The organism is Actinomycetospora sp. CA-084318 (genome assembly GCF_050955885.1).
In the GTDB taxonomy this organism is placed as follows: Bacteria; Actinomycetota; Actinomycetes; order Mycobacteriales; family Pseudonocardiaceae; genus Actinomycetospora.
On sequence record NZ_CP192098.1, the window covers coordinates 3,943,678 to 3,968,498 of the forward strand.

Annotated in this window: 27 protein-coding genes; 12 read left to right on the forward strand and 15 right to left on the reverse strand. The window is 74.2% G+C overall.

Annotation, left to right across the window (positions count from 1 at the left end):
* Nucleotides 1–10: 10 nt before the first annotated feature.
* The 3 genes from ACQPYX_RS19250 to ACQPYX_RS19260 are packed head-to-tail and all read right to left on the reverse strand — an operon-like array spanning nucleotide 11 to nucleotide 3,215.
* Nucleotides 11–892, reverse strand: coding sequence for a carbohydrate ABC transporter permease (locus tag ACQPYX_RS19250; RefSeq protein ID WP_433798905.1), 882 nt, complete (start codon nucleotides 890–892; stop codon nucleotides 11–13).
* Nucleotides 892–1,848 (reverse strand): carbohydrate ABC transporter permease, encoded by a 957-nt coding sequence (locus tag ACQPYX_RS19255; RefSeq protein WP_433798906.1) that lies wholly within the window; start codon nucleotides 1,846–1,848, stop codon nucleotides 892–894. Before ACQPYX_RS19255 ends, ACQPYX_RS19250 begins: the two co-directional genes overlap by 1 nt.
* Nucleotides 1,845–3,215: an ABC transporter substrate-binding protein gene (locus tag ACQPYX_RS19260; RefSeq protein WP_433798907.1), complete on the reverse strand. Its 1,371-nt coding sequence runs from the start codon at nucleotides 3,213–3,215 to the stop codon at nucleotides 1,845–1,847. Before ACQPYX_RS19260 ends, ACQPYX_RS19255 begins: the two co-directional genes overlap by 4 nt.
* Nucleotides 3,216–3,436: 221 nt before the next feature.
* Between ACQPYX_RS19260 and ACQPYX_RS19265 the strand changes: the two genes are divergently transcribed.
* From ACQPYX_RS19265 to ACQPYX_RS19275, 3 genes are read left to right on the forward strand one after another with little or no spacing between them, the layout of a single operon-like run.
* Nucleotides 3,437–4,438 (forward strand): LacI family DNA-binding transcriptional regulator, encoded by a 1,002-nt coding sequence (locus ACQPYX_RS19265; protein ID WP_433803761.1) that lies wholly within the window; start codon nucleotides 3,437–3,439, stop codon nucleotides 4,436–4,438.
* 44 nt (nucleotides 4,439–4,482) lie between these two features.
* Nucleotides 4,483–5,889, forward strand: a complete 1,407-nt coding sequence (xylB, locus tag ACQPYX_RS19270) for a xylulokinase (RefSeq protein ID WP_433798908.1) — start codon at nucleotides 4,483–4,485, stop codon at nucleotides 5,887–5,889.
* On the forward strand, nucleotides 5,886–6,644 hold the full coding sequence (locus tag ACQPYX_RS19275) for a nucleoside phosphorylase (protein ID WP_433798909.1): 759 nt from the start codon (nucleotides 5,886–5,888) through the stop codon (nucleotides 6,642–6,644). The genes xylB and ACQPYX_RS19275 overlap by 4 nt, the downstream gene beginning before the upstream one ends.
* Here the strand turns inward: ACQPYX_RS19275 and ACQPYX_RS19280 are convergent.
* On the reverse strand, nucleotides 6,631–7,620 hold the full coding sequence (locus tag ACQPYX_RS19280; RefSeq protein WP_433798910.1) for a S1 family peptidase: 990 nt from the start codon (nucleotides 7,618–7,620) through the stop codon (nucleotides 6,631–6,633). The genes ACQPYX_RS19275 and ACQPYX_RS19280 overlap by 14 nt on opposite strands.
* Before the next feature lie 289 nt (nucleotides 7,621–7,909).
* Between ACQPYX_RS19280 and ACQPYX_RS19285 the strand changes: the two genes are divergently transcribed.
* Together ACQPYX_RS19285 and ACQPYX_RS19290 are read left to right on the forward strand one after the other, a co-directional pair.
* Nucleotides 7,910–8,476 carry a DUF6542 domain-containing protein gene (locus ACQPYX_RS19285; protein WP_433798911.1) on the forward strand — a complete coding sequence of 189 codons (567 nt, stop codon included), beginning with the start codon at nucleotides 7,910–7,912 and terminating at the stop codon, nucleotides 8,474–8,476.
* Between the two features lie 407 nt (nucleotides 8,477–8,883).
* The gene (locus ACQPYX_RS19290) at nucleotides 8,884–10,176 is read left to right on the forward strand and encodes an LCP family protein (RefSeq protein ID WP_433798912.1); all 1,293 of its coding nucleotides are present in this window, start codon (nucleotides 8,884–8,886) and stop codon (nucleotides 10,174–10,176) included.
* 1 nt (nucleotide 10,177) lies between these two features.
* On the opposite strand, the gene ACQPYX_RS19295 is transcribed toward ACQPYX_RS19290, so the two are convergent.
* The 3 genes from ACQPYX_RS19295 to ACQPYX_RS19305 are packed head-to-tail and all read right to left on the reverse strand — an operon-like array spanning nucleotide 10,178 to nucleotide 12,603.
* Complete coding sequence (locus ACQPYX_RS19295; protein ID WP_433798913.1) at nucleotides 10,178–10,837, reverse strand: hypothetical protein; 660 nt, start codon at nucleotides 10,835–10,837, stop codon at nucleotides 10,178–10,180.
* A gap of 5 nt (nucleotides 10,838–10,842) precedes the next feature.
* On the reverse strand, nucleotides 10,843–12,222 hold the full coding sequence (locus ACQPYX_RS19300) for an MFS transporter (RefSeq protein WP_433798914.1): 1,380 nt from the start codon (nucleotides 12,220–12,222) through the stop codon (nucleotides 10,843–10,845).
* 48 nt (nucleotides 12,223–12,270) lie between these two features.
* Complete coding sequence (locus tag ACQPYX_RS19305; RefSeq protein WP_433798915.1) at nucleotides 12,271–12,603, reverse strand: GNAT family N-acetyltransferase; 333 nt, start codon at nucleotides 12,601–12,603, stop codon at nucleotides 12,271–12,273.
* A gap of 28 nt (nucleotides 12,604–12,631) precedes the next feature.
* On the opposite strand from ACQPYX_RS19305, the gene ACQPYX_RS19310 reads away from it, so the two are divergent.
* The 3 genes from ACQPYX_RS19310 to ACQPYX_RS19320 all read left to right on the forward strand — a co-directional run bounded on the left by ACQPYX_RS19310 (nucleotide 12,632) and on the right by ACQPYX_RS19320 (nucleotide 14,606).
* Nucleotides 12,632–13,207: a mycothiol-dependent nitroreductase Rv2466c family protein gene (locus ACQPYX_RS19310; RefSeq protein ID WP_433798916.1), complete on the forward strand. Its 576-nt coding sequence runs from the start codon at nucleotides 12,632–12,634 to the stop codon at nucleotides 13,205–13,207.
* Entirely contained in the window at nucleotides 13,204–13,917 is a 714-nt protein-coding gene (locus tag ACQPYX_RS19315; protein WP_433798917.1) for a methyltransferase domain-containing protein, read from the forward strand. The genes ACQPYX_RS19310 and ACQPYX_RS19315 overlap by 4 nt, the downstream gene beginning before the upstream one ends.
* A 269-nt stretch (nucleotides 13,918–14,186) precedes the next feature.
* Nucleotides 14,187–14,606 carry a GNAT family N-acetyltransferase gene (locus tag ACQPYX_RS19320; RefSeq protein ID WP_433798918.1) on the forward strand — a complete coding sequence of 140 codons (420 nt, stop codon included), beginning with the start codon at nucleotides 14,187–14,189 and terminating at the stop codon, nucleotides 14,604–14,606.
* A gap of 35 nt (nucleotides 14,607–14,641) precedes the next feature.
* Here the strand turns inward: ACQPYX_RS19320 and ACQPYX_RS19325 are convergent, their stop codons facing one another.
* The 3 genes from ACQPYX_RS19325 to ACQPYX_RS19335 all read right to left on the reverse strand — a co-directional run bounded on the left by ACQPYX_RS19325 (nucleotide 14,642) and on the right by ACQPYX_RS19335 (nucleotide 16,787).
* Nucleotides 14,642–15,694, reverse strand: a complete 1,053-nt coding sequence (locus ACQPYX_RS19325) for an NYN domain-containing protein (protein ID WP_433798919.1) — start codon at nucleotides 15,692–15,694, stop codon at nucleotides 14,642–14,644.
* A 13-nt stretch (nucleotides 15,695–15,707) separates the two neighbouring features.
* A complete protein-coding gene (locus ACQPYX_RS19330) occupies nucleotides 15,708–16,175 on the reverse strand; it encodes a L,D-transpeptidase (RefSeq protein WP_433798920.1) in 468 nt (155 codons plus the stop codon).
* 348 nt (nucleotides 16,176–16,523) lie between these two features.
* Nucleotides 16,524–16,787, reverse strand: coding sequence for a hypothetical protein (locus ACQPYX_RS19335; RefSeq protein WP_433798921.1), 264 nt, complete (start codon nucleotides 16,785–16,787; stop codon nucleotides 16,524–16,526).
* Nucleotides 16,788–16,977: 190 nt separating this feature from the next.
* Here ACQPYX_RS19335 and ACQPYX_RS19340 point away from each other — a divergent pair, with 190 nt between their 5' ends.
* Complete coding sequence (locus tag ACQPYX_RS19340) at nucleotides 16,978–18,636, forward strand: class I adenylate-forming enzyme family protein (RefSeq protein WP_433798922.1); 1,659 nt, start codon at nucleotides 16,978–16,980, stop codon at nucleotides 18,634–18,636.
* Here the strand turns inward: ACQPYX_RS19340 and ACQPYX_RS19345 are convergent.
* Complete coding sequence (locus tag ACQPYX_RS19345) at nucleotides 18,623–19,303, reverse strand: SDR family NAD(P)-dependent oxidoreductase (protein WP_433798923.1); 681 nt, start codon at nucleotides 19,301–19,303, stop codon at nucleotides 18,623–18,625. The two genes, ACQPYX_RS19340 and ACQPYX_RS19345, sit on opposite strands and share 14 nt — an antisense overlap.
* Nucleotides 19,304–19,390: 87 nt before the next feature.
* Between ACQPYX_RS19345 and ACQPYX_RS19350 the strand changes: the two genes are divergently transcribed.
* The gene (locus ACQPYX_RS19350; protein ID WP_433798924.1) at nucleotides 19,391–20,227 is read left to right on the forward strand and encodes a helix-turn-helix transcriptional regulator; all 837 of its coding nucleotides are present in this window, start codon (nucleotides 19,391–19,393) and stop codon (nucleotides 20,225–20,227) included.
* Here ACQPYX_RS19350 and ACQPYX_RS19355 read toward each other — a convergent pair.
* Nucleotides 20,224–21,048: an enoyl-CoA hydratase/isomerase family protein gene (locus tag ACQPYX_RS19355; protein WP_433798925.1), complete on the reverse strand. Its 825-nt coding sequence runs from the start codon at nucleotides 21,046–21,048 to the stop codon at nucleotides 20,224–20,226. The genes ACQPYX_RS19350 and ACQPYX_RS19355 overlap by 4 nt on opposite strands.
* Nucleotides 21,049–21,118: 70 nt before the next feature.
* Between ACQPYX_RS19355 and ACQPYX_RS19360 the strand changes: the two genes are divergently transcribed.
* Together ACQPYX_RS19360 and ACQPYX_RS19365 are read left to right on the forward strand one after the other, a co-directional pair.
* The gene (locus ACQPYX_RS19360) at nucleotides 21,119–21,652 is read left to right on the forward strand and encodes a hypothetical protein (protein ID WP_433798926.1); all 534 of its coding nucleotides are present in this window, start codon (nucleotides 21,119–21,121) and stop codon (nucleotides 21,650–21,652) included.
* On the forward strand, nucleotides 21,649–22,287 hold the full coding sequence (locus ACQPYX_RS19365; RefSeq protein WP_433798927.1) for a hypothetical protein: 639 nt from the start codon (nucleotides 21,649–21,651) through the stop codon (nucleotides 22,285–22,287). Before ACQPYX_RS19360 ends, ACQPYX_RS19365 begins: the two co-directional genes overlap by 4 nt.
* Here ACQPYX_RS19365 and ACQPYX_RS19370 read toward each other — a convergent pair.
* From ACQPYX_RS19370 to ACQPYX_RS19380, 3 genes are read right to left on the reverse strand one after another with little or no spacing between them, the layout of a single operon-like run.
* Nucleotides 22,208–22,873: a winged helix-turn-helix transcriptional regulator gene (locus ACQPYX_RS19370; RefSeq protein WP_433798928.1), complete on the reverse strand. Its 666-nt coding sequence runs from the start codon at nucleotides 22,871–22,873 to the stop codon at nucleotides 22,208–22,210. The two genes, ACQPYX_RS19365 and ACQPYX_RS19370, sit on opposite strands and share 80 nt — an antisense overlap.
* 59 nt (nucleotides 22,874–22,932) lie before the next feature.
* Nucleotides 22,933–23,583, reverse strand: a complete 651-nt coding sequence (locus ACQPYX_RS19375) for a response regulator (RefSeq protein ID WP_433798929.1) — start codon at nucleotides 23,581–23,583, stop codon at nucleotides 22,933–22,935.
* Nucleotides 23,580–24,776 (reverse strand): sensor histidine kinase, encoded by a 1,197-nt coding sequence (locus ACQPYX_RS19380; protein WP_433798930.1) that lies wholly within the window; start codon nucleotides 24,774–24,776, stop codon nucleotides 23,580–23,582. Before ACQPYX_RS19380 ends, ACQPYX_RS19375 begins: the two co-directional genes overlap by 4 nt.
* Between the last annotated feature and the right edge of the window lie 45 nt (nucleotides 24,777–24,821).

Below are 24,821 nucleotides of genomic sequence, written 5' to 3' on the forward strand. Positions count from 1 at the left end.
ACCCGTCCCCTTACTTGACCGCGCCGAACGACAGACCCTGCACCAGCTTGTTCTGCGCCACCCAGCCGGCGAGGATCACCGGCAGCGCCGCCAGCGTCGCGGCGGCCGAGAGCTGCGCGAAGTAGAGCCCCTGTGAGGTCACGAACTGGACCAGGAACGTGGGCATCGTGCCCGCGTTCGCCGAGGTCAGGTTGACCGCGAAGAAGAACTCGTTCCACGAGAAGATCACGCAGATCAGCGCCGTCGCGAAGATGCCGGGCGAGATGATCGGCAGCACCACCTCGCGCAGCGTCCGCGCCAGCGAGGCCCCGTCCATCGAGGCCGCCTCCAGCAGTTCCGAGGGCACCTCGAGGAAGAACGAGCGCATCATCCACACCGCGATCGGCAGGTTCATCGCGGTGTAGAGGACGATCAGGGTCCAGATGTTGTCCAGGAGCCCGACGTTGTTGACCACGACGTAGATCGGCACGATCGCCGCGACCACCGGCAGCATCTTGGTGGAGATGAAGAAGAACAGGACGTCCTGGGTCTTCTCCACCGGCCGCATGGACAGCGCGAACGCGGCCGGGATCGCGAGCAGCAGCACGAGCACCGTCGAGATGACCGTGGCCCCGAGCGAGTTCGCGAGGTACGGCCCGATCCCGGCGTCGAACACCGTGCGGAACTGCTCGAGGGTCGGGGTGAAGACGAACGTCGGCGGGCGCGACTGCGCGTCGCTCTCGGTCTTGAACGCGGTGAGGACCATCCACAGCACCGGGAAGAAGAACCCGATGCCGAGGATCCAGGTCAGCGTCGTCAGCAGCACCGGGCCGGTCCGGGTGGACCGGCGCGGCTCCTGCTCCGAGGCCCCCGACGAGGCGGTGGTCGACCCGCGCTCGGTGGTGATCGCCATCAGTTGCTCCCCTCGGCGGCCCCGAAGCTCCGGAAGACCAGGCGCAGCGCGAAGGTCGCGACGATGATCGTCATGACCACGACCACGACACCCATGGCCGCGGACTGGCCGATGTCGAAGCCGAGGAACGCGCGCTGGTAGATGTAGAACGGCAGGTTCGCCGAGGCCGTGCCCGGCCCGCCCTGCGTGATCATGTAGACGGCGTCGAAGGTGTTCACCAGGTAGATCGCGCCGAGCACGGTGCCCAGCTCGATGAAGCGACGCAGGTGCGGCAGCGTCAGCTCGCGGAAGATCGCCCACGCGCCCGCCCCGTCCATCCGGGCGGCCTCGATCTGGTCGGTGGGCATCGACTGCAGGCCGGCGAGCAGCAGCAGCATCATGAACGGCGTCCACTGCCAGATCAGCGCGACCATCACCGACGCCAGCGGGAAGTCGGAGATCCAGGCCTCCTCGCCGACCCCGAACGGCGAGAGGACGAAGTTGATCAGGCCGTAGGTCGGGTCGAGCAGCGTCGTCTTCCACAGCAGCGCCGCGGCGACCGGGGTGATGAGGAACGGCGTCACCAGCAGCGTGCGCACGATCCCGCGGCCGATGAAGTGCCGGTTGAGCAGCAGCGCGAGGACCAGGCCGAGCACCACGGCGATCAGCACCGACCCGAGGGTCATGATCACCGTGTTGAGCGCGACCCCGCGGAACTGCGAGTCCTGGAAGACGCTGACGTAGTTGTCGAACCAGACCCACTGCTGCGAGCCGGGACGGACGAGGTTCCAGGACTGCAGCGAGTAGAAGATCGTCAGCAGGAACGGGATCTGCGTGACGACGATCGTGAAGACGAGGGCGGGCAGGAGCGGGGCCCGGCGGACCCAGCCCTCGGCCCGGGCCGAGCGGGTCGGGGTCTGTCCCGGGGCCGGTGGCGGTCCCGACGGCGCCGCGGGGCGTTCCAGAGTGGACGTCATCGCTGGTAGCTCTCCCCCACCGTCGTCGCGTACTCCTGGGACTGCTCGAGCGCCTCGGCCGGCGTGATCTGCCCGGCGATGGCGGCGGACAGCTGCTGGCTGACACGGGTGCCGAGGTCCTGGAACTCGGGGATCCGCAGGAACTGGACGCCCTGGTACGGAACGGGCTCCACCGTCGGCTGCTGCGGGTTCGCCCGGTTGATCGCGTCGCGCACCGTGTTCGCGAACGCGCCCGCCGCCTGCTGGTACTGCGGGCTGTCGTAGGTCGAGGTGCGCGACCCGGGCGGCGCGGACTCCCACCCGAGGCGGTTCCCGACGAGCTGGATGTACTGCTTCGAGGTCATCCAGCTCATGAACTTCCAGGCCGCGTCGACGCGGGGCGAGGTCTTCGGGATCGCGAGCGACCAGGAGTACAGCCAGCCGGAGCTGGGGGTCGCGACGACGGGGGCGGGGACGAAGCCGACCTTCCCGACGACCCGCGAGTCCTCCGGGTTGATCACGGTGCCCGCGGCGGACGTGGAGTCGTACCACATCGCGACGTTGCCCTGGCTGAACGCGGTGCCGCACTCGGAGAACCCGGCCTGCGAGCCGCCGGCGATCCCGTGGGCCCGGGCCAGGTCGACGTAGAACTGGGTGGCCTGCTCGAACTGCGGGCTGGTCAGCTGCGCGTTCCACTGCGGGTCGTACCAGCGGCCGCCGAAGGTGTTCACCACGGTGTTGAACGGGGCCATCATCTCGCCCCAGCCGGGCTTGCCGCGCAGGCAGATGCCCGCGGTGCTGCCCCCGCGCTGCCGGTCGTCGAGCCGGGCCGCCGCGTCCGCGACCTGCGGCCAGGTCGGCTGCGGCGGCATCGTCAGGCCGGCCTGGGCGAACAGGTCGGTGCGGTACATGAGGAACGAGGACTCGGCGTAGAAGGGCACCGAGTACATCGCGCCCTGGTAGGAGAGCGCGTCCCGCACGGTCGGCAGGAAGTCGGCGCGGTCGTAGCCCGGCGTCTGTGCCATCAGGGGCTCGAGGTCGGTGAGCCACCCGTTCTGAGCCCACTGCGGGGTCTCGTAGTTCGAGATCATGACGATGTCGAACTCGCCGCCGCCGGTGGCCACCGACGCCGTGATCTTGGCGCGGGCCTCGTTCTCCGAGAGCGTCACGAACCGCAGGCGGATCCCGGGGTTCTCCCGCTCGAACTCCGGGGACAGCGTGATCGCGTCCTCCATCTGCGGGTTCGAGACGATCGCGACCGTCACGGTCTGCACGCCCTCGGCCTGGCCGAGGGCCCCCGCACCGGAACAGCCCGCCACGAGGGCGAGCAGCGCCGCGGCGAGGAGCGCCAGCGCCGGTCGGCGCCGCCCCGGCGGTCGGCTCGTCATCGGTCTCCGCACGCCCCGCCCCCGTCCCGCTCGGTAGTGACGTGGTTCACCCCGACGTCACGTCGGGCGACCGTAGGACTCCGATACGTACCGACGCAAGCGCTTGACCGTTCCCGCTCGGACCGACTGTCCGAATTCACTGCTCCCCCGCACGGGCGGGACGGGGCATCATCGGCGTCACGACGGCGGGGTGGCGGAGGGAGGATCGTCGAGTGACCACGATGGCGGACGTCGCACGGCGCGCCGGCGTCTCGACGGCCACCGTCTCCCACGTCCTGAACAACACGCGCGCGGTCAGTGCGGACACGCGGGCCGCGGTCCTCGCCGCGGTCGAGGAGACGGCCTACACGCCGAACACGGTGGCCCGGTCGCTCGCGACGAGCCGGACGACGACGCTCGGCCTCGTCCTCTCCGCCATCTCCAACCCCTACTTCGGCGAGCTGCTCTCCTCCGCCGAGTCCGCCGCCGCCGCGGCCGGCTACACGCTGCTGCTCGTGGACCCGCACGAGGACCCCGAGTACGAGCGCACCGTCGTCGCCCGGCTGCACCACCACCGTGTGGACGGCGTCGTGCTCGCGCCGTCGGCGCAGCCCTGCGCGGCGCTGGAGTACCTGGCCCGCCACGAGGTGCCGACCGTCCTGCTCGACCGCCTGATCGCCGACGGCCGGGCCGCCGCGCTCGACCAGGTCGGCAGCGAGAACCACGCCGCGACCGCCACCCTCACCCGCCACCTCGTCGAGCACGGCCACACCCGGATCGCGCTGGTCGCCGGCCTGGACGGTCTGACCACCACCGAGGAGCGCTGCGCCGGCTTCGGCCGCGCGCTCGACGACGCCGGCGTGCCGCGCGACCCGGCGCTCGAGGTGTCCGGCGAGTCGGCGACCGAGCCGGCCCGGGCGGCGATGACCCGCTTGCTGGCGCTGCCCGAGCCGCCCACGGCGGTCGTCGTCGGGAACAACAGCATGACGATCGGCGTGATCGCCGCCCTGCGCGACGCCGGGGCGCGGGTGCCCGACGACGTCGCCGTGGTCGCGTTCGACGACTTCGCGTGGGCCGACCTGTTCTCCCCGCGGCTCACCGTGATGGCGCAGCCGTTCGACCGGATCGCCGCCGAGGCGGTCCGCCTGCTCCTGCGCCGCCGGGCCCAGCCGGAGGCCCCCGTGGAGGTGCTGCGCCTCCCGCCGACGTTCCGGATCCGGGAATCGTGTGGCTGCGCCAGGTGAGCAGTAAGTGGTGCTATAGCGACACTTAGTGCTCACATGGGCGCATGCCCACCTACGTCGCAGGGGTCGACTCCTCCACCCAGGCCACCAAGGTCGTCGTCGTCGATCCCGACGACGGGTCGGTCGTCCGGGAGGCCCGCCGGGCCCATCCGGACGGCACGGAGGTCGACCCGCGCGCCTGGTGGACGGCCCTGTGCGACGCGCTCGGCGAGGTCGGCACCGACGACGTCGGGGCGATCGCCGTCGCCGGCCAGCAGCACGGCATGGTGCTGTGCGACCAGCGCGGCGAGCCGGTCCGGGACGCCCTGCTGTGGAACGACACCCGCTCCGCGGACGCCGCGCACGACCTGGTCGCCGAGCTCGGCGGCGCCGCCGCGTGGGCCGACGCGGTGGGCACCGTCCCGGTCGCGAGCATCACCGCGTCGAAGCTGCGCTGGACCGCCCGGGCGGAGCCGCAGAACGCCGAGCGGGCGCGCTCGGTGCTGCTCCCCCACGACTGGCTGACCTGGCGGCTCCGCGGGGGCGCCCGGGCCGGGGCGGAGCCGGTGACCGACCGGGGGGACGCCTCCGGCACCGGGTACTGGTCGCCGCACACCGAGGACTACCGCCCCGACCTGCTCGAACTCGCCTTCGGGCGCGCCCTCGACGTCCCGCGGGTGGCGGGCCCCGGCGACGCCGTGGGCCGCGGCCACGAGCACGGCCCGGTGCCCGGGGCGGTCGTCGCGCCCGGGACCGGCGACAACATGGGCGCGGCGCTGGCCATCGGGACGGCGCCGGGCGAGCTCATCGTCTCCATCGGCACCTCCGGCACGGTGTTCACCGGGGCGGCGCGGCCGACCGCCGACCCGTCCGGCCTGGTCGCGGGCTTCGCCGACGCCCGGGGCGGCTACCTGCCCCTGGTCTGCACGCTCAACGCGGCGCGGGTGCTCGGGGTGGGCGCGACGCTCCTCGGCGTGGATCCGGCGGGCTTCGACGAACTCGCCCTCGCCGCCGCCCCGGGCGCGGGCGGGCTCGTCCTCGTGCCCTACCTCGAGGGCGAGCGGACCCCCGACCGGCCCGACGCCACGGGCACGATCGCCGGCCTCACCACCGCGAACGGCACGCGGGAGAACCTCGCCCGGGCGGTCGTCGAGGGGATGCTCTGCGGGCTGGCGGCCGGGGTGGAGGCGCTCGCCGACGTCGGGGTGGAGGGCTCCCGGATCCTGCTCATCGGCGGCGGGAGCCGCTCCCGGGCCGTGGCGACGATCGCCCCGGCCGTCTTCGGGCTCGACGTCGAGGTCCTCGCGCCCGCGGAGTACGTCGCGCTGGGGGCCGCCCGCCAGGCGGCCTGGGCGCTGACCGGCGCGGAGCCGGCGTGGCGCGTCGGGCGGGACACCGTGGTCGAGGCCACGGACGACGACCGCGAGGCGGCCCGCGCGGTGCGGGCCGCCTACGCGACGATCGCCGGGTGACCGACGCCGACCCGATCCCGCTGGTCGAGGACGACCTCGACCAGCCCGGCATCATCGCGCCCGGGGCGATGCGCACCCACGGGAGCGTGCCGCCCGACGTCCTCCTGTGCTTCTTCCCCGAGGTGATGGCGGCGCTCGCGCAGGAGCACCCGGAGATCGCCACGCTGCACTCCGAGAACGGCCGCTCGCCCGTCCTCGGCGTGCCGACGACCGACGGGCGGACCGTCGCGGTCGCCCACCCCGGCGTCGGGGCGCCGATGGCGGCGGTGACGCTCGAGGAGCTGATCGTGCTCGGCGGTCGGCGGTTCACCGCCGTGGGCGGCGCCGGGGTGCTGGTGCCCGAACTCGTCCTGGGACACGCCGTCGTCGTCTCCTCCGCCCTGCGCGACGAGGGCACGTCGTTCCACTACCTGCCGGCCGGACGGGTCGTCGAGGCCGACCCGGAGGGCGTCGACGCGCTGGTGGCGGCCCTGCACGCGGCGGACGTCGCGCACACGGTCGGCCGGACCTGGACCACCGACGCGGTCTACCGGGAGACGCGCACCCGCACCGACCGTCGTCGGGAGGAGGGCTGCCTCGCCGTCGAGATGGAGGCCTCGGCGCTCATCGCGGTGGCCCGCTTCCGGGGCGTGGCGTTCTCGCAGGTGCTCTTCGCCGGCGACTCGCTCGCCGGCGAGCAGTGGGACCACCGCCGGTGGACCACCGCTCGGGAGGCCCGGGCGGCTCTCGTCGACGTGCTCCTCAGCTCCCGGTGACCAGCGTCAGGCCGAGCTGTGTGAGGATCGGGCGCAGCGGCTGCAAGTAGCTCGTGCCGCCGGTGGTGCAATCGCCGGTGCCGCCCGAGAGCAGCCCCTGCGCCTGCGTGGTCGCCGGGGCGAGGAAGGAGCCGCCGGAGTCGCCGGACTCCGCGCAGGCGCTGGTCTGGGTGAGGCCCTGCACCACGGTGCCGCCGCCGTAGTTCACCGTGACGTTCTTCGCCTGGATCACGCCGCAGCGGTAGCCCGACGTGGAGCCGGAGCGACACACCCGCGTCCCCACCGGGGCCTCGGTGGCGCCGGTGACGGCGGGCCCGCCCGAGACCTGCCCGCTGCCGCGCCACGCCGCGGTGTTCGTCACCTGGATCACCCCGTAGTCGCTGGTCGGCCAGGCCGTGCGGGTGACGGTGCCGATCGTCTGCCCGGTCGGGCCCGACCACGTCGAGGTGCCCCGGGTGCAGTGCCCCGCGGTGAGGAGGTAGGTCGTGGCGCCGCGGCGCACCGAGAAGCCGTCCGAGCAGCGCAGTCCGCTGCGGGTGGTCGTGCCGCCGCTCGTCGTCGTGCTGGTGACCGTCGTGATCGCCGTGCCGCCCACGAGCGGAGCCGCGGCGAGCGGTCTGACCGGCGCCGACATCGGCTGCACCCGGACGGCGGCGGGGTTCTCGTCCGCGGCGAAGTCGGTCGCCGCCTTCGTGGTCGGCCCGACGACCGCGACGACGGTCTGGTTGGTGGTGGGGTCCACATACCAGGCGGTGACGTTGGCCGGCGCCCGTCCGCGCCGCTCGTCCATCCGCTGCTTCGCGGCCTGCCCGGCCCGGGCCTCCACCGGCGTGGGCCGGGTCGTCGACCCGGGTCCCGACGGCGGGGGTGGCGGCGTGGGCGTCTGCGCGAGCGCTGGCACGGCGAGCGCGAGGACGGCGGCCAGCGCGAGCGCCACGACGGCGCCCGCACGACGGGCGGGGGCGGAGAGGGGCACGCGGATCCTCCGGGTCGGGGCCGGTACGGACGGTGATCGGTCGTGTGCCGGGTGTATCGACCCCGGACCCGCCGGTATTACTCCGTACGGCCTAGTCACCGGCGTGGGTGACCTTACGGCGGCCCGCGCCCGCCTGCCCGTCCCGTCGCCCGGTCGGGGAGGGGACCCGGATCGGCGCGCGTCGGTGGAATTGTCGTCGGCGTGACGTCGGTGGCCATTCCGGGTGCGTCGGGAAATAGTTCCCGACGGTGGGCGGGGTCGGGTCCGGGCCCTCGGCTATCGTGGCGCCGTGGCCGACCGCTGGGATCCGCGACCGGGCGGCGGACGGCCGTCCCGCCCGGCCGCGCCGTCCCGCTGGTCCACCGGCTCGTCCTCCCGCGGACCCCGACCGTCCGGCACCCGGCCACCCCGCGACCCGCGGCCGCGGCAGGCCGGCCGGTTCGCCGTGGGTCCCGGCTTCCCCTGGCCGGTCGCGTCGGGGGCCGCACTGGTGCTGACCAGCCTGTTCGCCTGGTTCCTGCAGGACCGCAGCGGGCTCCTCGGCCTGCTCTTCCCGGTCGGCTACCTCGTCTTCTGCCTGCTCGCGGTGTGCGCCGTGCGGGTCGACGGGGTGCTCGTGCCCGCCCTGCAGGCTCCCGTCCTGGCCTTCCTCGCGCTCGTGATCGCGGCGATCGTCCGGGGCGACGCGTCCGGCAGCACGCTGTTCGTGCTCGGCGTGTTCGCCCCGCTCGCGCAATTGTTCTGGTGGATGCTCGTCGCACTCGTCGGATGTGCGGTGCTCGGGCTGCTGCGATTCCGCGACGCGAATCCCGGTTTCTCAGCGCTGGGCGCCGTGCGCGGTGTGAGGAACGCGTGATGGCCCGCGACGACGGCGAACGTCCCGGACAATTCCGGCTCCCCGGTCGTCGGCCGACCCGACCCGACGCCGGCGCCCCGCAGCCCGGCCCGCGCCCGGCGGGTCCCCCCGCGCGGCCGGGGCCCGCGCCCTCGCCCGGTGGCGGTGGGTCGTCCCCGCGACCGGACGGTCCCGGTCCCTCCGCTCCGGGTCCTTCCGCTCCGGGTCCTTCCGCTCCCGGACCCGTCCCGCCGCGCCCCGGCGGTCCCGCCCGTCCGGTCCCGCGCGCGGGTGGAGCGCCGCCCGCCGGCCCGGGCCGCCCGCCGGCCGCTTCCCCGCCGGTCGGGCCGCCGCCGGGCCGACCGGGTCCGCCGCCGGCCGGGGCCCGACGCCCCGCCCCGACGCCTACCCGGGTGGCGCCCTCCCCCGTGCCCGACGGACCCGGCGGGGCCGGGGACGAGCCCTCGTCGGGACGCGGCGCGGGGGCCGTGGCCCTGCTCGAGCGCGTCCGCGGGTGGGCGACCAGCCGGGTGCTGCTGCTCGGGCTGGCGGCCGCGTCGGTGCTCGTCCTGCTGATCTCCGGGGCGACCGTGCTCGCGGCGCGGACCTTCGACTCGGGGCTGTCCCGCGTCGACGTCATCTCGACCTCGCTCGGGTCGATCTTCGGCACCGACCAGAACATCCTGCTGGTCGGCCTCGACACCCGCACCGACTCCTTCGGCAACCCGCTGCCGAAGGACATCCTGGCCTCGCTGAACGCGGGCGGGAGCGATTCCGGCGGCGACTCCACCGACACGATCATCGTGCTGCACATCCCGGGCGGCGGCGGGCCCGCGACCGGGTTCTCGATCCCGCGCGACTCCTACGTCGACGTGACGGGTGGGTTCGGCACCCACAAGATCAATTCGGCCTACTCCTACGGGTCCAACGCGGCGCGTCAGGAACTGATCAAGGACGGCGTCAGCGGCAGCGACCTGGCCGTCCAGTCCGGGGCGGCCGGGGCGCGGACCACGATCGGCGCCGTCGAGGGCCTGACCGGGCTCACCATCACCCACTTCGCAGCGGTCAACCTCGCCGGGTTCGCCCAGATCAGCGAGGCGATCGGCGGCGTGCCGGTCTGCCTGAACAAGGCCGTGAACGACTCGTTCTCGGGGGCGAGGTTCCCCGCCGGGCAGACGACGGTGTCCGGGCCGCAGGCGCTCGCCTTCGTCCGCCAGCGCCACGGCCTGCCCGGCGGTGACCTCGACCGTGCCCGCCGGCAGCAGGTGTTCCTCGCCAGCATGGCGCGCACGGTGCTCTCGTCGGACACCCTCACCGACTCGACGAAGCGGAACGCGCTGATCGACGCGGTCGACAAGGCCGTCACGGTCGACCGCGGGCTCGACGTGCTCGACCTGGCCACCCAGGTGCAGGGCGTGAGCTCCGGCTCGATCGGCTTCCACACGATCCCGATCGTCAACGCCAGCTACGACACCGCCGAGGACGGCGAGGCGGTCAAGGTCGACCCCGAGAAGGTGCAGGAGTACATCTCCGAGACGATCTCGAACGCCGGCGCGGAGACCACGGCACCGAAGGCGAGCGGCTCGTCGTCGGGGACCGCGGGGTCGTCGAACACCGGCGGCTCCTCCCCCGGCAGCGCGGCTCCGAAGACGAGCGCCGCGCCGGCCGTGCCGTCCGAGGACGCGGGGACCGCGGCACCGACCGTGCCCTGCGTGAACTGACCTATCGCAGCACGTTGACCGCGCGGGCGACGACCAGCGCCACGGTGGCGAGCGAGACCGCGGACTGCACGAGCATCACCAGCTTCGCCCAGCGCGACAACGGCATCGTGTCGGTGGGGCTGAACGCGGTCGCGTTGGTGAACGAGACGTAGAGGTAGTCGACGAACTGCGGCTCCCACTCCGGGTCGAGGTCGGCCGACTGCATCTGCGGGAACCAGAAGTCGGGCACCTCGCGGTCGCCGCGGGCCCGCGCAGTCGGTCCGCCGCGGTCGAACTGCCAGTACCAGAGCGCGAAGCCGATGACGTTGGTCGCCCAGATCGCGGCGCCGGTGGCGAGCAGGGGGCCCGGGTCGTCCCCGCCCCGACCCTCGACGAGGTGGATGACGAGCCGCACCGCCGCGACCGCGTTCGCCACCCCGATCAGCGCCGTCAGCGCGAGACTCACCGTCCGCCGCCAGACCGGCTCGGTCTCGAACCTGGTGGCGACCAGCAGGACCGCGAGCACCGCGATCTCGAGGACCGGCAGCAGCCACCGGGACCCGATCACGACCTCGTCGGGAAGGGTCAGCTGCAGGCCCGCGACGACGAGGACGGCGACGGCCACCGGCCAGCGCCGCTCGCCGGTGGTGGCCCGCCGCCAGGCGGGGAGGGTGGGGGTCACCGGCGTCAGTGAACCTCCTCGAGCGCGCGACCCGTCGTCAGGGGCCCGAGGAGCCCGACGTCGAGGCACAGCAGCACGATGAGGAACGCCGAGCCGCCGAAGACCCACACCGGACCGGCCGTGGCGAGCAGCGGGACGGCCACGAACGGCAGGACCACCGAGGTGCCGCGGGAGAGCGAGTAGGCGACGCCGGAGGCGGTCGAGCGGATCGCGGTCGGGAAGATCTCGGCCTGGTAGATGTGGAACGCGTTGGAGAAGACGTTGCTGGCCGTGGTGAGCAGGAAGCCCGCCAGGACGATCAGCCAGGGCGTGGCGGCGGCCGCGAAGACGATGCCGAACACGGCGATCGCGAGGGCCGCGGTGATGATCAGGTACTTGCGTTCGAAGCGCTCCACGAGCGGTACCGAGAGCAGCGAGCCGAGCGGGTAGCCCGCGAAGGACAGCGCCGCGTAGCCGAGCGACTCGGTCACCTCGAAGCCCTTGGAGACGAGGACCAGCGGGGCGAGGGTGCCGAAGCCGTAGTACCCGACGGTCTGCAGCACCTGGAAGATGAACAGCATGACCGTCCGCTTGCGGTAGTCGGTGAAGGCGATCCGCAGGACCTCCGTCGTCGAGCGCTCCCGTCCCCGCTCGGGTGGCACCGCGCGGGCCGGGAGGTCGTCCACCGCCTGCGGCGCACCGACCTTCGCCGCGATCGCGCGCACCGTGGCCTCGGACTCGGCGAAGCGGCCGCGGGACTCCAGCCAGCGCGGCGACTCGGGCAGGACGCGGCGCATCACGATGACGAAGGCCGCCCCGAGCGCGCCCGCGACGAGCAGCCACCTCCAGCCCTCGACCCCCGCGATCTCCTGCGCGGCGACCAGCTTGCCGCCGAGCAGGGCCGCGACCGGGACCCCGAGGAAGCCGACCGTGTAGGCCCAGGCGATGTAGCGGCCCCGGACCCGTGCGGGGAGGAACTCGGCGAGGTAGGTGTCGACGAGGACGAGCTCGCAGCCCAGGCCGATCCCGCCGAGGAACCGGAGCAGCAGGAAGACCTCGATGTTCGGCGAGAACGCCGCGAGCAGGCTGAACAGGCTGTAGATCAGCAGGTTGAGCAGGAACACGCGCTTGCGCCCGAGCCGGTCGGCCACCACCGAGAGCACGTTGGCGCCCACGAACATGCCGGCGAACCCGCTGGCCACCACGGCGGCCTTGCCGAGCGACCCGAGCTGGAACTCGCGGGCCAGGATCGGCGCGAGCACGCCCCCGAGGAACACCTCGTAGAGGTCGAAGAACGAGCCGATCCCGACGAGCACCACGATGGTCCGGTGCCAGCGCGAGAGCGGGAGGTTCTCGAGGGCGGCACTCGCCCCCGACGTCGGGGCCTGTCCGGCGTCCGCGGCCATGGCGCCTCCCTGCGCTCGGTGCTGAGCGCAAGAAAGTACTCCTCCGGGTCAGGCGAGGTCGAACTGTTCCCGGCGCCGGGTCGGGACCAGATCCACGTACTCCGGGTGCTTCGCGATCCACCCGCGGATGAAGGGGCAGAACGGGAGGACGGCGAGGTGCCGGGCACGGGCGTCGTCGAGGGCGGCCCGGGCGAGGCGGCCCGCGAGCCCCTGACCGGCGAACGCGTCGTCGACCTCGGTGTGGACGAAGGCGATCGTCTCGCCGTCGCCGTGCGGGTCGGTGCGCAGCGCGTACTCGGCGAACCCGGCGACCTGGTCGCCGACCCGGATCTCGTAGCGGTGGCGCTCGGGGACGTCGGTGACGTCGAACTGGTCGGGCATCGTCGGCCTCCTCGGTCATGCTGGCGGGGTGCGACTCTATGTCGATCCGGTGTGCCCGTTCGCCTACGTCGCGCTGTGCTGGCTCGAGGAGGTCGTCGCGCAGCGGTCGGTGGACCTGGAGGTGCGGCTGATGAGCCTCGCGGTGCTCGGCGAGGCCGATGCCGATCGCGGGCCGGAGTCCGCCCGTGGCACCGAGAGCGCGTGGCGACCGGTGCGCGTCGGCGTCGCCGTCGGCGACCGCCTGCCCGAGTTCGTGTCGCGGTTCGGGGCCCTCTACCACCGCGAGGGCGTCCGCGGGCGCGACGAGGTGCTCCGCCGGGTGCTCACCGCGATGGACCTCCTGCCGCTGTGGTCCGCCGCCGACGACGCGTCGCTCGACGCGGAGGTGCGGCGCAGTCACGACGAGGGCATGGCCGCGGTGGGACTGGACGTCGGGACCCCCGTGGTCCACGTGGACGGGGTCGCGTTCTTCGGGCCGGTGCTCGGGGCGATCCCCCGTGGCCGGGCGGCGCTGGAGGTGTTCGACGGGGCGGTGGCCCTCGCGCGCTCTCCCGGCTTCTCCGAGCTGAAGCGGACCCGCGTCGGCGGCCCGGTGTTCACGTGAGCGGCCGGGCGCGTTCGTTCGGCCGTCTCGCCGCCGAGTACGACCGGCTCCGTCCCGGTTATCCGTCCGAGGTACTGCGACCCGTGGTCGGGACCGTGGTGGTGGACGTGGGCGCCGGCACCGGGAAGCTCTCGACGGCCCTGGCTCGTTCCGGACGACGCGTGGTGGCGGTCGAGCCCGACCCGGAGATGCGCTCGGTGCTCGTGGGGCGCGGGCTGCCGGGCGTGGAGGTCGTCGACGGGGCGGCGGAGCGGTTGCCGGTGGACACGGGCGTGGCGTCGGCGGTGGTCTACGGGCAGTCGTGGCACTGGGCCGAGCCCGTCGCGGCGGCGGCCGAGGCACGGCGGGTGCTGGTCGACGACGGGCTGTTGCTGCTGCTCTCGAACATGCCGGACGTGTCCGTCGACTGGGTCCGTGAGCTCAACCGGCTGGCCGGACTGCCCGAGGAGCTGCCCGACGTGACAGCGTTCGCCGTCGAGGGCTTCACCGCAGGACCGGTGACGCGGGTGCCGTGGGACCAGTCGCTGGCGGTGGACGACCTGGTGGCGCTGTTCTCCACGTTCAGCCGGGTCAGCACGCGGGAGCCGGCCGACCGGGAGCGGGTGCTGAGGTCGATCCGGTCGTGCCTCGCGGGGCATCCGGCGACGGCGGGCCGGGAGGTCGTGGCGTATCCCTACGTGTGCGTGGGGCTGCCGTACCGGAGATCGTGATGCAGTCGTGATCCTGGCCGATTTCGCCGACGTCGCCGCTGCGAGGGTGACGTGGGGCAGCTTCTGGGCCTCGGATCCCTGCCTCGTGTGCTTCTCGCGGAGTCTGTCGGCGGTTCCGGCGGTTGATGGCCGGCGGTGACTGTCAGTGGCTCGAACTACCGTTCGGGTCATGGCGATCGAGGCGGGACACGAGGGTGGCGGCGGGGAAACACCACCAGCCCCCGAACCCCTACGACGACGAGCCACCCTTCTAGGCACGATCAACCACCGTGATCAGCATTCGGGACGCCAGGTCCGACGACGCCGAGCAGGTCCTCGCACTCTGGGCCGTCGCTGCGGAGAACGACGACCGGCCACCCGACGATCCCGACGTGGTCCACGCTCTGCTCGCCCGGGACGCCGGTGCGCTCCTGCTCGCCCACGAGCGCGACGAGATCGTCGGCACCCTCGTCGCCGGCTGGGACGGATGGCGGGCGCACCTGTACCGGCTCGCGGTCCACCCCGCCCACCGTCGACGCGGTGTCGCCACCACGCTCGTCGACGCGGCGGAACGCCGTCTCGTCGCCCTGGGCGCCCGACGACTCGACGCCATGGTCCTCGAGGGCAACACCCACGGGCAGGCGCTGTGGCGGCACGTGGGGTTCCACCCGCAGGACCGGTGGCGTCGTTGGGTCAGGCCGACGATCTGACACGCAGGGGCCACGAGCCCGAGACGTCGCGACGATCAGGCCCGCCGCAGCCGCCAGTCCCCCGCCCGCTCGTCCCAGTCCATGCCGACCACACCCCGCGCCCGGGCCGCCTTCGCGAACGACAGGAACGACGCGAAGCCGTACGTCTTCTCGCTGAAGTCGGCCCGCCGCTTGCGCACCTGGTCCTTCAACCCGGACAACGGCACGGTCCCGTCCCGCCCGGCCAGGTCGCCGACCACCTGCGCCAGCAGGCGGAACGCGTCGTCCTCGGCGGGTTCGTCGACCGGGAAGCTGACCTCCGGGTCTCCGTGCGCCGACCCCTCCCCCAGCGCGACGATCCGCCGCTCCTGCAGGTGGCGGAGCAACTCGCCGAAGCCGCGGAAGCCGTGCTCGGCCTCGTCGAAGGTGGGGTCCTGGCGCAGCATCGCCCGCTTGAGCCGCGACGCGAGCACCGGCCCGTCGCCCCGCCGCGCGAGCCCGGACAGCGTGCGCGTCACCAACCGCTCCACCGCCTCGTCGCCGGCGGACCCGGACGGCTCGGACGGCTCGGCCGCCTCCTCCTTCCCGACGGCGGGTGCGGCCGGCTCGGGCGGCGGGCTCGTGTCGACGAGGCGGTCGTAGTAGAGGAACTCGTCGCACGCGGGCGGGAGCAGCCGCGAGGTCGAGGACGCGACGCCGATCCCGATCACCCGCTTGTCGAGCTCGCGCAGCTTGTGCACGAGCGGGGTGAAGTCGGAGTCGCCGGTGCCGATGGCGAAGGTCGTGACCCACGAACGCTCGTAGGCGATCTCGATCGCGTCGACCGCCATCTTGATGTCGGCCGAGTTCTTGCGGGACCCGCCGAGCCGCTGCGGGATGTCGATGAGCTCGACCTGGGCCCGGGCGAGCAGCCGACGGTCGTCGTCGAAGGAGGACCAGTCCGCGTACGCCCGCCGCGCGACCACGCGGCCGCGGACGGCGAGGGCGTCGGCGACCGGACCGAGGTCGAACGGGGAGACCCCCAGCCCCTCCCGGGCCCCGATCGCGAGGTTCTCGTAGTCCAGGAGCAGGGCGATGCGCTCGTCGCGCTCGTCCGGGGTGGCGGCCATGCCGCACACCCTGTCAGGGAACGATCTGCACCTGGTCGTAGACGTTCAGGTAGTCGAAGAACTTCTCCGACGCGTCGTGCGAGAGGTGCACGCAGCCCGCCGAGTCACGCTGCAGGCTGCCCTCGTGGAAGGCGTCGCCCGGCGCGAAGAACACCGAGTTGTTCATCGGGGCGTGGTCGTATTCGTCGGACTTGTGGTCCTTGTCCTTCCACATCACCGAGAACGTGCCGGTGGGCGTCTCGTAGCCCTTCGCGCCGGTGGTGATCGGCACCGGGCCGTAGATCACCTTGCCGTGCCCGTCGGTGAGCCACGCCTTCTTCGCCGAGATGTCGACGCACGCCTTCGCCTCGGGCTTGCACGGCGTCTGGCTGCCGGGCGCCGTCGCGGGCGCCGGAGCCGGTGCGGCCGCCGGCGCAGCGATCGCGGGGGCGCCCATCGCCAGCAGGCCGGCGCCGACCATGCCGAGGGATCCGACGCCCACCCGCAGTCGCGATCCGGCGCCACCCGAGGGTGAGGACGCGTCCCGGTGGTGACGACCCATGGTGTGTTCCTTCGCGGTCGGTGATGCGGAGTGCTCGTCCTCCCCAACGCCCGCAGAGCGGGTCCGGTGCGGTCGAGCGAGGAGGAGTCTGCACCCCGAGATCCGCACCGCACGGCGGGGATCACGGTCCTGAGCTGGGCATCCGTCACCAGCCGGACAGGAACGGGACGAGTCGGGCCGATCGCCCGAACCGGAAGGAGAGCGTACGGGGGAACGACACGCCGACGATTCCTGAGAGCCCCCGATGAATCACCGACGGATCACCGCCGTGTGGGTGTGACCGAGCCCTCAGCTCACGAGACGGAGATCCACACCCCGGCTGGCCGCGCTCTCGCGCGCGCACTCGACCACGCGCGCCTGCGGCGCGGGGAGCGGCTCGACGTCCACGTGCAGCTCGAGGTCGAGGCCCGCACCCTCGGCCCGCTCGACGGCTGCGTGCAGGCGGCAGCTCAGCGTGGCGGCGTCGGGGAGCGGGCCGCGGGCGTCCACCGGGAGCCCGGGACGGCGCCCGACGCGGGTCGGGTCGACCGTGGGGGTCGCCTCGAGGGTCATGGCCGCCTCCTCGCTGCCCGGCGGTGGGGACGCCGCGCAGGCCCGGGCACGGTGCACCCGGACGTAGATGCAGCTGGTACCCGTTCGTGGCTCCGATCACTCCTGTGTCGCAGTCCCCACGAACCCGACAGCGCGGGACGCTGCGCCCACCGGGCCGCGGCGTCGTCCGATCGGGAGCAGACTGCCGGGCGTGTCCATCGACGAGGCCGCACCGTCGCGCGCGGACGTGATCGCCGAGCTGACCGGGCCGGGCGGGCCCTTCGAGCTCGCCGCGACGGAGGTCCGCGGGATCCCGCTGCGGGTGCACGTGACCGGACCGCAGACCCTGCGCGAGGCGCACGAGGCCCTCGCCGTCGCCGACGACCGCCCCTTCACGGTCTACGCCGGCGAGCGCGTCTCCTTCGGCGAGCACCGAGCCCGGGTCGCCACGCTCGCGCACCGCTTCGCGGACGCGGGCCTGCGCCCGGGTGACCGGGTGGCGGTCTGCCTGCGCAACTACCCGGAGTGGCCCACGGTGTGCTGGGCCGCGTGGGTGTCCGGGCTCGTGGTGGTGCCGCTGAACGCGTGGTGGCAGGCCGCCGAGCTGGCCCATGCGGTCGCCGACGCGGGGCCGCGCCTCGTCGTCGCCGACGGTGAACGCAGCGCGGTGCTGCGGGAGGTCACTCCCGACGAGGTCCCGGTGGTCACCGTCCGCGGCCCCGGTGCGACGACGTTCGAGGCGTTCCTCGGCGAGCCCGTCCCCGGTCCCCTGCCCGAGCACCGCCCGGCTCCCGACGACGACGCCTTCATCCTCTACACCTCGGGCACGACCGGGCGCCCGAAGGGCGCGGTGGGCACCCACCGGAACCTGCTCACCGACGTGGCCAACCGCGGGCTGCTCGCCGCCGCGGGCGCCCGGGTGACCGGCGCGGCGCCGCCGGAACGGCCCGGGATGCTGCTCGCGTTCCCGATGTTCCACGTCGCCGGGCTCTGCGCGATGGTGAACATGACACTCGCCGGTTCGGTCCTCGCCACCCAGTACCGCTGGGACGCCGGCGAGACGCTGGACCTCATCGCCGCCGAGGGCCTGACCGGCATCGCCGGGGTCCCGACGATCGCGAGCGACCTCCTGCGCGTCGCGGAGACCACGGGCCGCCGCGGCGACCTCGCCACCCTGGTGAACATCGGCATGGGCGGCGCCCCGATCCCGCCGGAGCTCGTCCGCCGGGCAGCCCCGGTGGCCACCCCCGGCAACGGGTACGGGCTGACGGAGACGACCGCCGGGATCGCGTTCAACTCCGGCGACGAGTACGTCGCCGCGCCCGACGCGGTGGGCCGCCCGGTGCCGAGCGCGGACGTCCGCGTGGTGGAGCCGTCGTCGGGAACGGACCTCGGCGAGGGCGAGGTGGGCGAGCTGTGGTTCCGCGGGCCGAACGTGGTCCGTGGGTACTGGAACGCCCCCGAGGCCACGGCGGCCGCGTTCGTCGACGGCTGGTTCCGCACCGGCGACCTGGGCCGCGTCGACGACGGCGTGATCCGCGTGGTCGACCGACTGAAGGACGTGGTGATCCGCGGCGGGGAGAACGTCTACTGCGCCGCGGTCGAGGCCGAGCTGCTCGAGGTCGACGGTGTGCTCGACGCCGCGGTGATCGGGATCCCGCACCCGACCTACGGGGAGGAGGTCGCGGCCGTCGTCGTGCACGCGCCCGGCCACGTGCCCGACGAGGACGCGCTGCGCGAGCGGGTGGCCACGCGGATCGCGGCCTTCGCCGCCCCGACGACGATCCGGACGACGACCGAGCCGCTCCCGCGCAACGCCGTCGGGAAGGTCCTCAAGCGCGACCTGCGGGAGACGGTCACCAGGGGATGACGCCGTCGCGCGACACGAAGCGGCCGGAGGGGCCCGTCGTGTCGAGGACGGCGGCGACCAGCGCGTCCGTGCCCTCGTCGAGGGTCTGGTGGCCGCGGTGGTCGTTGAGGTCCGTGGCGGTGTGGCCGGGGTTCACGATCGTGACGAGGACGTCGGGCATCGTCCTCGCGTACATCACCCCGACCATGTCCAGCGCGGCCTTCGACGAGGGGTACGCGAGGTAGGGGTAGCGCTCCCACCGCCCCTCGTCCATCGAGGTCAGCGAGCCGAGCTGCGAGGACACGAGCACCAGCCGGGGCCGGTCGGCCCTGCGGAGCAGGGGCAGGAACGCGTGGGTGACGCGGACCGGGCCGAACACGTTGGTCTCGTAGGTCTCCCGCATGCCGTCGGCGGTCGTGTCGGCGGGCGCGGACTCGGGACCGGTGATCCCGGCGTTGTTGACGAGGACGTCGAGCCCCCCGAACGAGGCCTCGACCTCCTTCACGGCGGCGGCGACCGACGCGTCGTCGGTGACGTCGAGGGCGATCGGGTGGATGCCGTCCTCGGTGGACGACGTGGTGTCGGGGTTCCGGACGCCGGCGAGGACGGTGACGCCCTGCGCGGCGAGGCGGCGGGCGGCATGGGCGCCGATCCCGCGGGAGGCGCCGGTGACGAGTGCTGTGGTCATGTCGATCACCGTCCGCCGGGCGTCCGGCCCGAGCCAGGGACCCGCGGTCCCAGGCACCGGGGCGACCGACCGGGCAGGCTGGGGCCCGTGAGCGACACCGGAGAACTCGCCGCGGCCCTGCGCCAGTGGCGCGAGCGCCTCTCCCCCGCCGAGGTCGGCCTGCCCGCCGGGCCCCGCCGCCGCACGCCGGGGCTGCGGCGCGAGGAGGTCGCGCAGCTCGCGGGCGTGTCGGTCGACTACGTCGTGCGGCTCGAGCAGGACCGCGGGCCGCACCCGTCGGAGTCCGTCCTCGGCGCGCTGGCGCGTGCGCTGCGGCTCACCGCGGCCGAGACCACGCACCTCTTCACGCTGGCCGGGGTCGCGCTCCCGGGCCCCGACCAGGTCCGGGACACCGTCCGCCCCTCGGTCCTGCGCCTGCTCGACCGCATGCACGACCTGCCGGCCATGCTCATCGGCGCCCGCGAGGACGTCCTGGCCTGGAACCCGCTGCTCGCCGCGCTGTGGGGCGACGTGTCGGCCGTGCCGCGGGAGCGCCGGAACCTGCTGTGGCTCCAGTTCGCGGGCGACATCCGGCTCGCCACCGACGAGCAGGGGGACGCGTCCCGGCTCGAGTTCTCGACCGTCGCACGGGCCCGGGCCGCGCTGGCCCGCTACCCGCAGGACCGCCGGCTGCGCGGGATCGTCGACGAGCTGTACCGCACCCGCCCGCGCTTCGTCGACCTGTGGGACGCGCGCCCGGTCGAGCACGCCCGGGTCGACCGGAAGCGCTACGACGTCCCGGGGATCGGGCCGATCGTCCTGGACTGCGACGTGCTCGAGGTCCCCCAGGACGACCAGCGCCTCGTCGTCTACTCGGCGGCCCCGGGCACCGAGGACGCCGAGAAGCTCGACCTGCTCCGCGTGGTGGGGCTGCAGGCCGTCTAGGCCCCGCGGAACACCGGCTTCTCCTTCGCGACGAAGGCGTCCACCGCGTTGCGGTGGTCCTCGGTGGCTCCCAGCCGGGCCTGGGCCGCGGCCTCGTGCTCCAGGACCTCGCGCAGCGAGGACACCGTGCCCATCGCGACGGCCGCCTTGATCTCCGCGAACGCCAGCGTGGGTCCGGCGGCGAGCCGGCGGGCGAGGGCGAGCGCGGCGGCGTCGGTGGCCTCCGGGGTCTCCGCGACCTCCCGGACGATCCCCCAGTCCCGCGCCTGCTCGGCGGTGAAGGTGTCGCCGAGCATCAGCAGCTCGGTGGCCCGGGAGGACCCGACGCAGTGCGCGAGGGTCCCGGAGAGCCCGGAGTCGCCGCCGAAGCCGATGCCCGCGAACGCCGTCGCGAACTTCGTCCCGGCCGTGGCCACCCGCAGGTCGCAGGCGAGGGCGAATCCGAGTCCGGCGCCGACGGCCGTGCCGTTGATCGCGCAGACGACCGGCTTGCGCATGGTCCCCAGCGCCATCGCGATCCGGTTGTAGTGCTCGGGGACCGTGGACAGGGCGTCGGCCCCGATCGCCCCGTCCTCACCCGACCGCAGGGCCTCGGCGTGCTCGCGCAGGTCCTGCCCCACGCAGAACGCCTTGCCGCTGGACGCGAGCACCACCGCGCGCACCGACGGGTCGTCGGCCACCGCCTCCAGCGCGTCCCGCAGGGCGACCTTCAGCTCGAGGGTCAGCGCGTTGCGGTTGTCCGGGCGGTTGAGCCGGACGGTGGTCACCGCCTCCTGGTCGTCGGTCTCGACGAGGACGGCGGGTTCGACGGCGCTGCTCATGTCGATGATCGTGGCACGACCGGTCGGGTCGGGCTCCGCTGCGCTGCGTCTCGCGTGATTCAGTGGTTCCGTGAGGCCCCATCCCGTCGCGATCACGGTGTTCGTCGCCGTGCTCTGGACCGTCGGCGTGCTCCTCGCGACCAGCTCGTTGCACGGGACCGGCGCTCGGGACGTCGGGGTCCGCGGCTCCGGCCCGGAGGGACCCTCGGTCGCCGAGCTCGCCTCCGGCACCTGCCCGCCGACGATCACCAACCCCGGCGGCACCAACAACTACGTGCCGCGGGCGCCCTTCGCGAACCCGTTGGGAGCGGGGTTCACCGTCACCGGGACGGTCCGCGACGAGGCCTGCCGCCCGCTGCCCGGCGTCCGCGTGCAGGTCTGGGCGCAGACGGCCACGGCGAGCGAGCAGCGCAACCGGACCTCGGTGCGCACGGACGACCGGGGGCGCTATCGGGTCGACACCGACCCGCTCGTCGCGCAGTTCGGCGAGCCCAACGTCCACGTCGGGTACGACGACCCCGGTCCGTGGCGGCGGGTGTTCCTGCGCAACGTCACCCGCGACGGCGACACGGGTGCGCAGGTCGATCTGGTGCTGTCGCCGTGAGGAGATGGGCCGTCCCGACGGCGGGCCTGCTCGGCCTGGCGGGCCTCGTCGTCGCCCTGACCTCGCCGCACCTGGCGGGCGCGGAGCCCGTGCTGGTGGCCTCCACGCTCAGCGCGACCGTGGCGGTCGCGGCTCTCGCGGCCCAGCCCTGGCTGGCCCGCGGGCGGCTCCGGGCGCACGTCTCCGTCGGGGCGGCGGTGCTGGTCCTCGTCGTGGTGCACGTCGTGGCGCTGCTCGTGCTCTCACCCGACGACGCGCTGTTCGCGATGTCGCCGGACGGTCCCACGCGGGCGCGGATGGCGCTGATCTCGCTGGTGCTGCTGGTGGTGGTCGTGGCGCTGGGCGGGCCGCGGCGCCGCCTGGGCTGGTCGGGACCGACGTTCCGGCTGCTGCACGGCGGGTTCGCCCTGCTCGCGACGGTGCTCGGCGTGGGCCACGCCGTGCTCACCGACGGCGCACTGGAGGGATGGGGGACGGTCGTCCTCCTCGCCTCCGGCGTGCTGTCGGTGGCGGGCGGGATCGCCGCCGTGCTCGACCGACGACTCGGGCGACGACTCAGACGGCGGCCGGCTCCAGCCGCTCGGGCATCGGGAACAGGCCCAGCAGCCGCTCCACCGCCGCCCGGTCCCCGCTGACGGTCAGCATCCCGTCGGACACCGCCGAGTCCAGCGGGTGGCCCATGTAGAGCACGGCCGCCCACGCCTCGGGCGCCCCGGAGACCGTGGCGTCCGGCGCCGGCGCGTCGCCCCGGACGATCGTGAACTCCCCGTCGTGCAGCGTCGCGACGAAGGGCTGGTCGGCGAACACGAACTGCACCGTCTCCTCGACGCCGTCCGCGCGGTCCGGCGCGAACATCGTGCGCATCGACATGACGAGCGAGTCGACCCCGATGGACTCGGCCTCCGGCAGCGAGCGCGCGGCCCAGCGCCCGAGGGTCTGCAGCACCGGCTCGAGCTCGTAGCCCCAGTCGGTGAGCTCGTAGACCGCCGAGGCCGCGGGCGGGGGCAGCCGGCGACGCCGCAGCACCCCGGCGTCCTCCAGCTCCCGCAGCCGCTGGGACAGGACGTTCGGGCTGGCGTGCGGCAGACCGGTGCGCAGGTCGGTGAAGCGCTTCGGGCCGAGCATCAGTTCCCGCACGACGAGCAGCGCCCACCGCTCCCCGACCAGGTCGAGGGCGTGGGCGGCCGCGCAGCCGTCGAAGTAGTCGCGCCGTGGTGCCATACGTGGACAGTACCGCGCAACCATTCCGCAGTCACTTTCTAGGACCGCGCGGCGCCACATCAGGACGTCACGACACCGTGCTCCCACGCCCACGCGATGAGCCGCGGCCGGTCGGGCATCGCCAGCTTGTCGAGGATCCGGCCGAGGTGGGTCTTCACCGTCGTCTCCCCCAGGTGCAGCCGCGCCGCGACCTCGGCGTTGGCGAGCCCCCGGGCCACGAGGGCGAGCACCTCGGACTCCCGGGGCGTCAGCGCGTCCAGCACGGCCGGCCGGGCCGGTGCGGCGGCGGTCCGTCCGTAGGCCGCGACGACGCCGGGGACGACGTCGGGGTCGAGCGCCCCCTGCCCCGCGGCCACCCGGCGCACCGCCTCGAGCAGCTCCTCGGGCGGGGCCGTCTTGAGCAGGAAGCCCGCCACCCCGGCGCGCAGGGCGGCGTCCACGGTGGCGTGGTCGTCGAAGGTGGTGAGCACGAGCACCCGGGCCGGGCTGCCGGCGGCGGCGAGCGCCCGGGTCGCCGCGATCCCGTCGAGCCCCGGCATCCGCACGTCCATCACGACGACGTCGGCCCCGGTCCGGCGGGCGGCCTCCACCGCCGTCCGGCCGTCGGCCGCCTCGGCCAGTACGGCGAGGTCGTCCTCGGCGTCGAGCAGCATCCGCAGGCCCATCCGCACGAGCGCCTCGTCGTCGGCGACCACCACCCCGGTGGTCACCGGGCCACCGCCGGTTCCGGCACGGCCAGCACCGGGAGGACCACCCGGACCCGGAACCCGCCGCTGGGACGGGGGCCCGCGTCGAGCGTGCCGCCGGCGAGGAGGGCCCGTTCCCGCAGGTTGAGCAGCCCGTGTCCCGGGCCGCCACCGTCCGCCTCGTCGTCCGCCCCGGACGGCCCGACCCCCTCGTCGAGGACCTCGACCGTCACCCGCGGGCCCTCCCACCGCACGACGACCTCCGCGCGGTCGGTGTGCGCGTGGCGCAGGACATTGGTCAGCGCCTCGGCGACGATGCGGTGGGCGGAGGTGTCCGTCGCGGGGGCCAGCCGACCCGGCTCGCCGTGCACGGTGACCCCGACGACGAGCCCGGCGCCCGCGAGGCGGCCGACCAGGTCGTCGAGATGGTGCAGCGACGGCGCCGGCGCGAGCGCCTCGTCGTCGGGACCCTCCTCCCCCGAGCGCAGCACCCCGACCACGCGCCGCAGCTCGTCGACCGAGCGCCGCCCGAGGTCCTCGACCGAGCGCAGCGCCGCGACCTCCGGGCCCGCGTCGGCCAGGTGTTCGAGGCGTTCGAGGCGCCGACGCACCACGCCGGCCTGCAGGGTCATCACCGAGACGGAGTGCGCCACGGCGTCGTGGAGCTCGCGGGAGATGCGGGCGCGCTCCTCGACGAGGGCGAGCCGGGTGGTGCGCTCGCGCTCGGCGGCCAGCTCGTCGGCGAGGCGGGCGAGCTCGCTGCTGCGGGTCCGCTCGCGGCGCAGCAGCCAGCCGAGGGTCCAGGCACCGCCCATCGTGGCGCCGAAGAAGACGAGCTCGAACCAGGGCGCGCCGTGCAGCATCGACCCGACCGCCCCGCCGACCGCGACCAGCGCCGCGCCGGGCCCGCTCGCGCGCAGCGGCAGGCGTCGGGCCCCGGACGCGACGAGCACCATCATCGTGATCAGCGCGATGCCGCCCACCCCGGGGCTCGCCGGCGCGGCGAGCGCCTGCAGCGGGAAGGTCGCGGCCGCCGCGAGCAGGCCCGCCCAGGGCAGCAGCGGCGCGAGCAGGGCGCCGAGGGCGAGGGCGAGGGTCGGGACGAGGTACAGCGCCGCGTCGGTGTCCCGGTACACGGTGGCCTCCGCGGCCGACCCGAGCGCGACCGCGGCCCCGGCGAGGACGCCGACGCCGAGCCGGGTCCAGGTCGGGTGCATGCGGCGCAGGCTAGGCCGCGCCGCGCCGGACGGGGTCCTCCACCG

What these genes read in the sequence shown, in the direction of transcription:
- ACQPYX_RS19305 (WP_433798915.1), bottom strand. Translation starts at nt 12,603, where the DNA reads ATGCCCGACCAGTTCGACGTCACCGACGTCCCCGAGCGCCACCGCTAC.
- ACQPYX_RS19265 (WP_433803761.1), top strand. Translation starts at nt 3,437, where the DNA reads ATGGCGGACGTCGCACGGCGCGCCGGCGTCTCGACGGCCACCGTCTCC.
- ACQPYX_RS19250 (WP_433798905.1), bottom strand. Translation starts at nt 892, where the DNA reads ATGGCGATCACCACCGAGCGCGGGTCGACCACCGCCTCGTCGGGGGCC.
- ACQPYX_RS19325 (WP_433798919.1), bottom strand. Translation starts at nt 15,694, where the DNA reads ATGGCCGCCACCCCGGACGAGCGCGACGAGCGCATCGCCCTGCTCCTG.
- ACQPYX_RS19300 (WP_433798914.1), bottom strand. Translation starts at nt 12,222, where the DNA reads ATGGCCGCGGACGCCGGACAGGCCCCGACGTCGGGGGCGAGTGCCGCC.
- xylB (WP_433798908.1), top strand. Translation starts at nt 4,483, where the DNA reads ATGCCCACCTACGTCGCAGGGGTCGACTCCTCCACCCAGGCCACCAAG.
- ACQPYX_RS19335 (WP_433798921.1), bottom strand. Translation starts at nt 16,787, where the DNA reads ATGACCCTCGAGGCGACCCCCACGGTCGACCCGACCCGCGTCGGGCGC.
- ACQPYX_RS19355 (WP_433798925.1), bottom strand. Translation starts at nt 21,048, where the DNA reads ATGAGCAGCGCCGTCGAACCCGCCGTCCTCGTCGAGACCGACGACCAG.
- ACQPYX_RS19260 (WP_433798907.1), bottom strand. Translation starts at nt 3,215, where the DNA reads ATGACGAGCCGACCGCCGGGGCGGCGCCGACCGGCGCTGGCGCTCCTC.
- ACQPYX_RS19345 (WP_433798923.1), bottom strand. Translation starts at nt 19,303, where the DNA reads ATGACCACAGCACTCGTCACCGGCGCCTCCCGCGGGATCGGCGCCCAT.
- ACQPYX_RS19255 (WP_433798906.1), bottom strand. Translation starts at nt 1,848, where the DNA reads ATGACGTCCACTCTGGAACGCCCCGCGGCGCCGTCGGGACCGCCACCG.
- ACQPYX_RS19370 (WP_433798928.1), bottom strand. Translation starts at nt 22,873, where the DNA reads ATGGCACCACGGCGCGACTACTTCGACGGCTGCGCGGCCGCCCACGCC.
- ACQPYX_RS19380 (WP_433798930.1), bottom strand. Translation starts at nt 24,776, where the DNA reads ATGCACCCGACCTGGACCCGGCTCGGCGTCGGCGTCCTCGCCGGGGCC.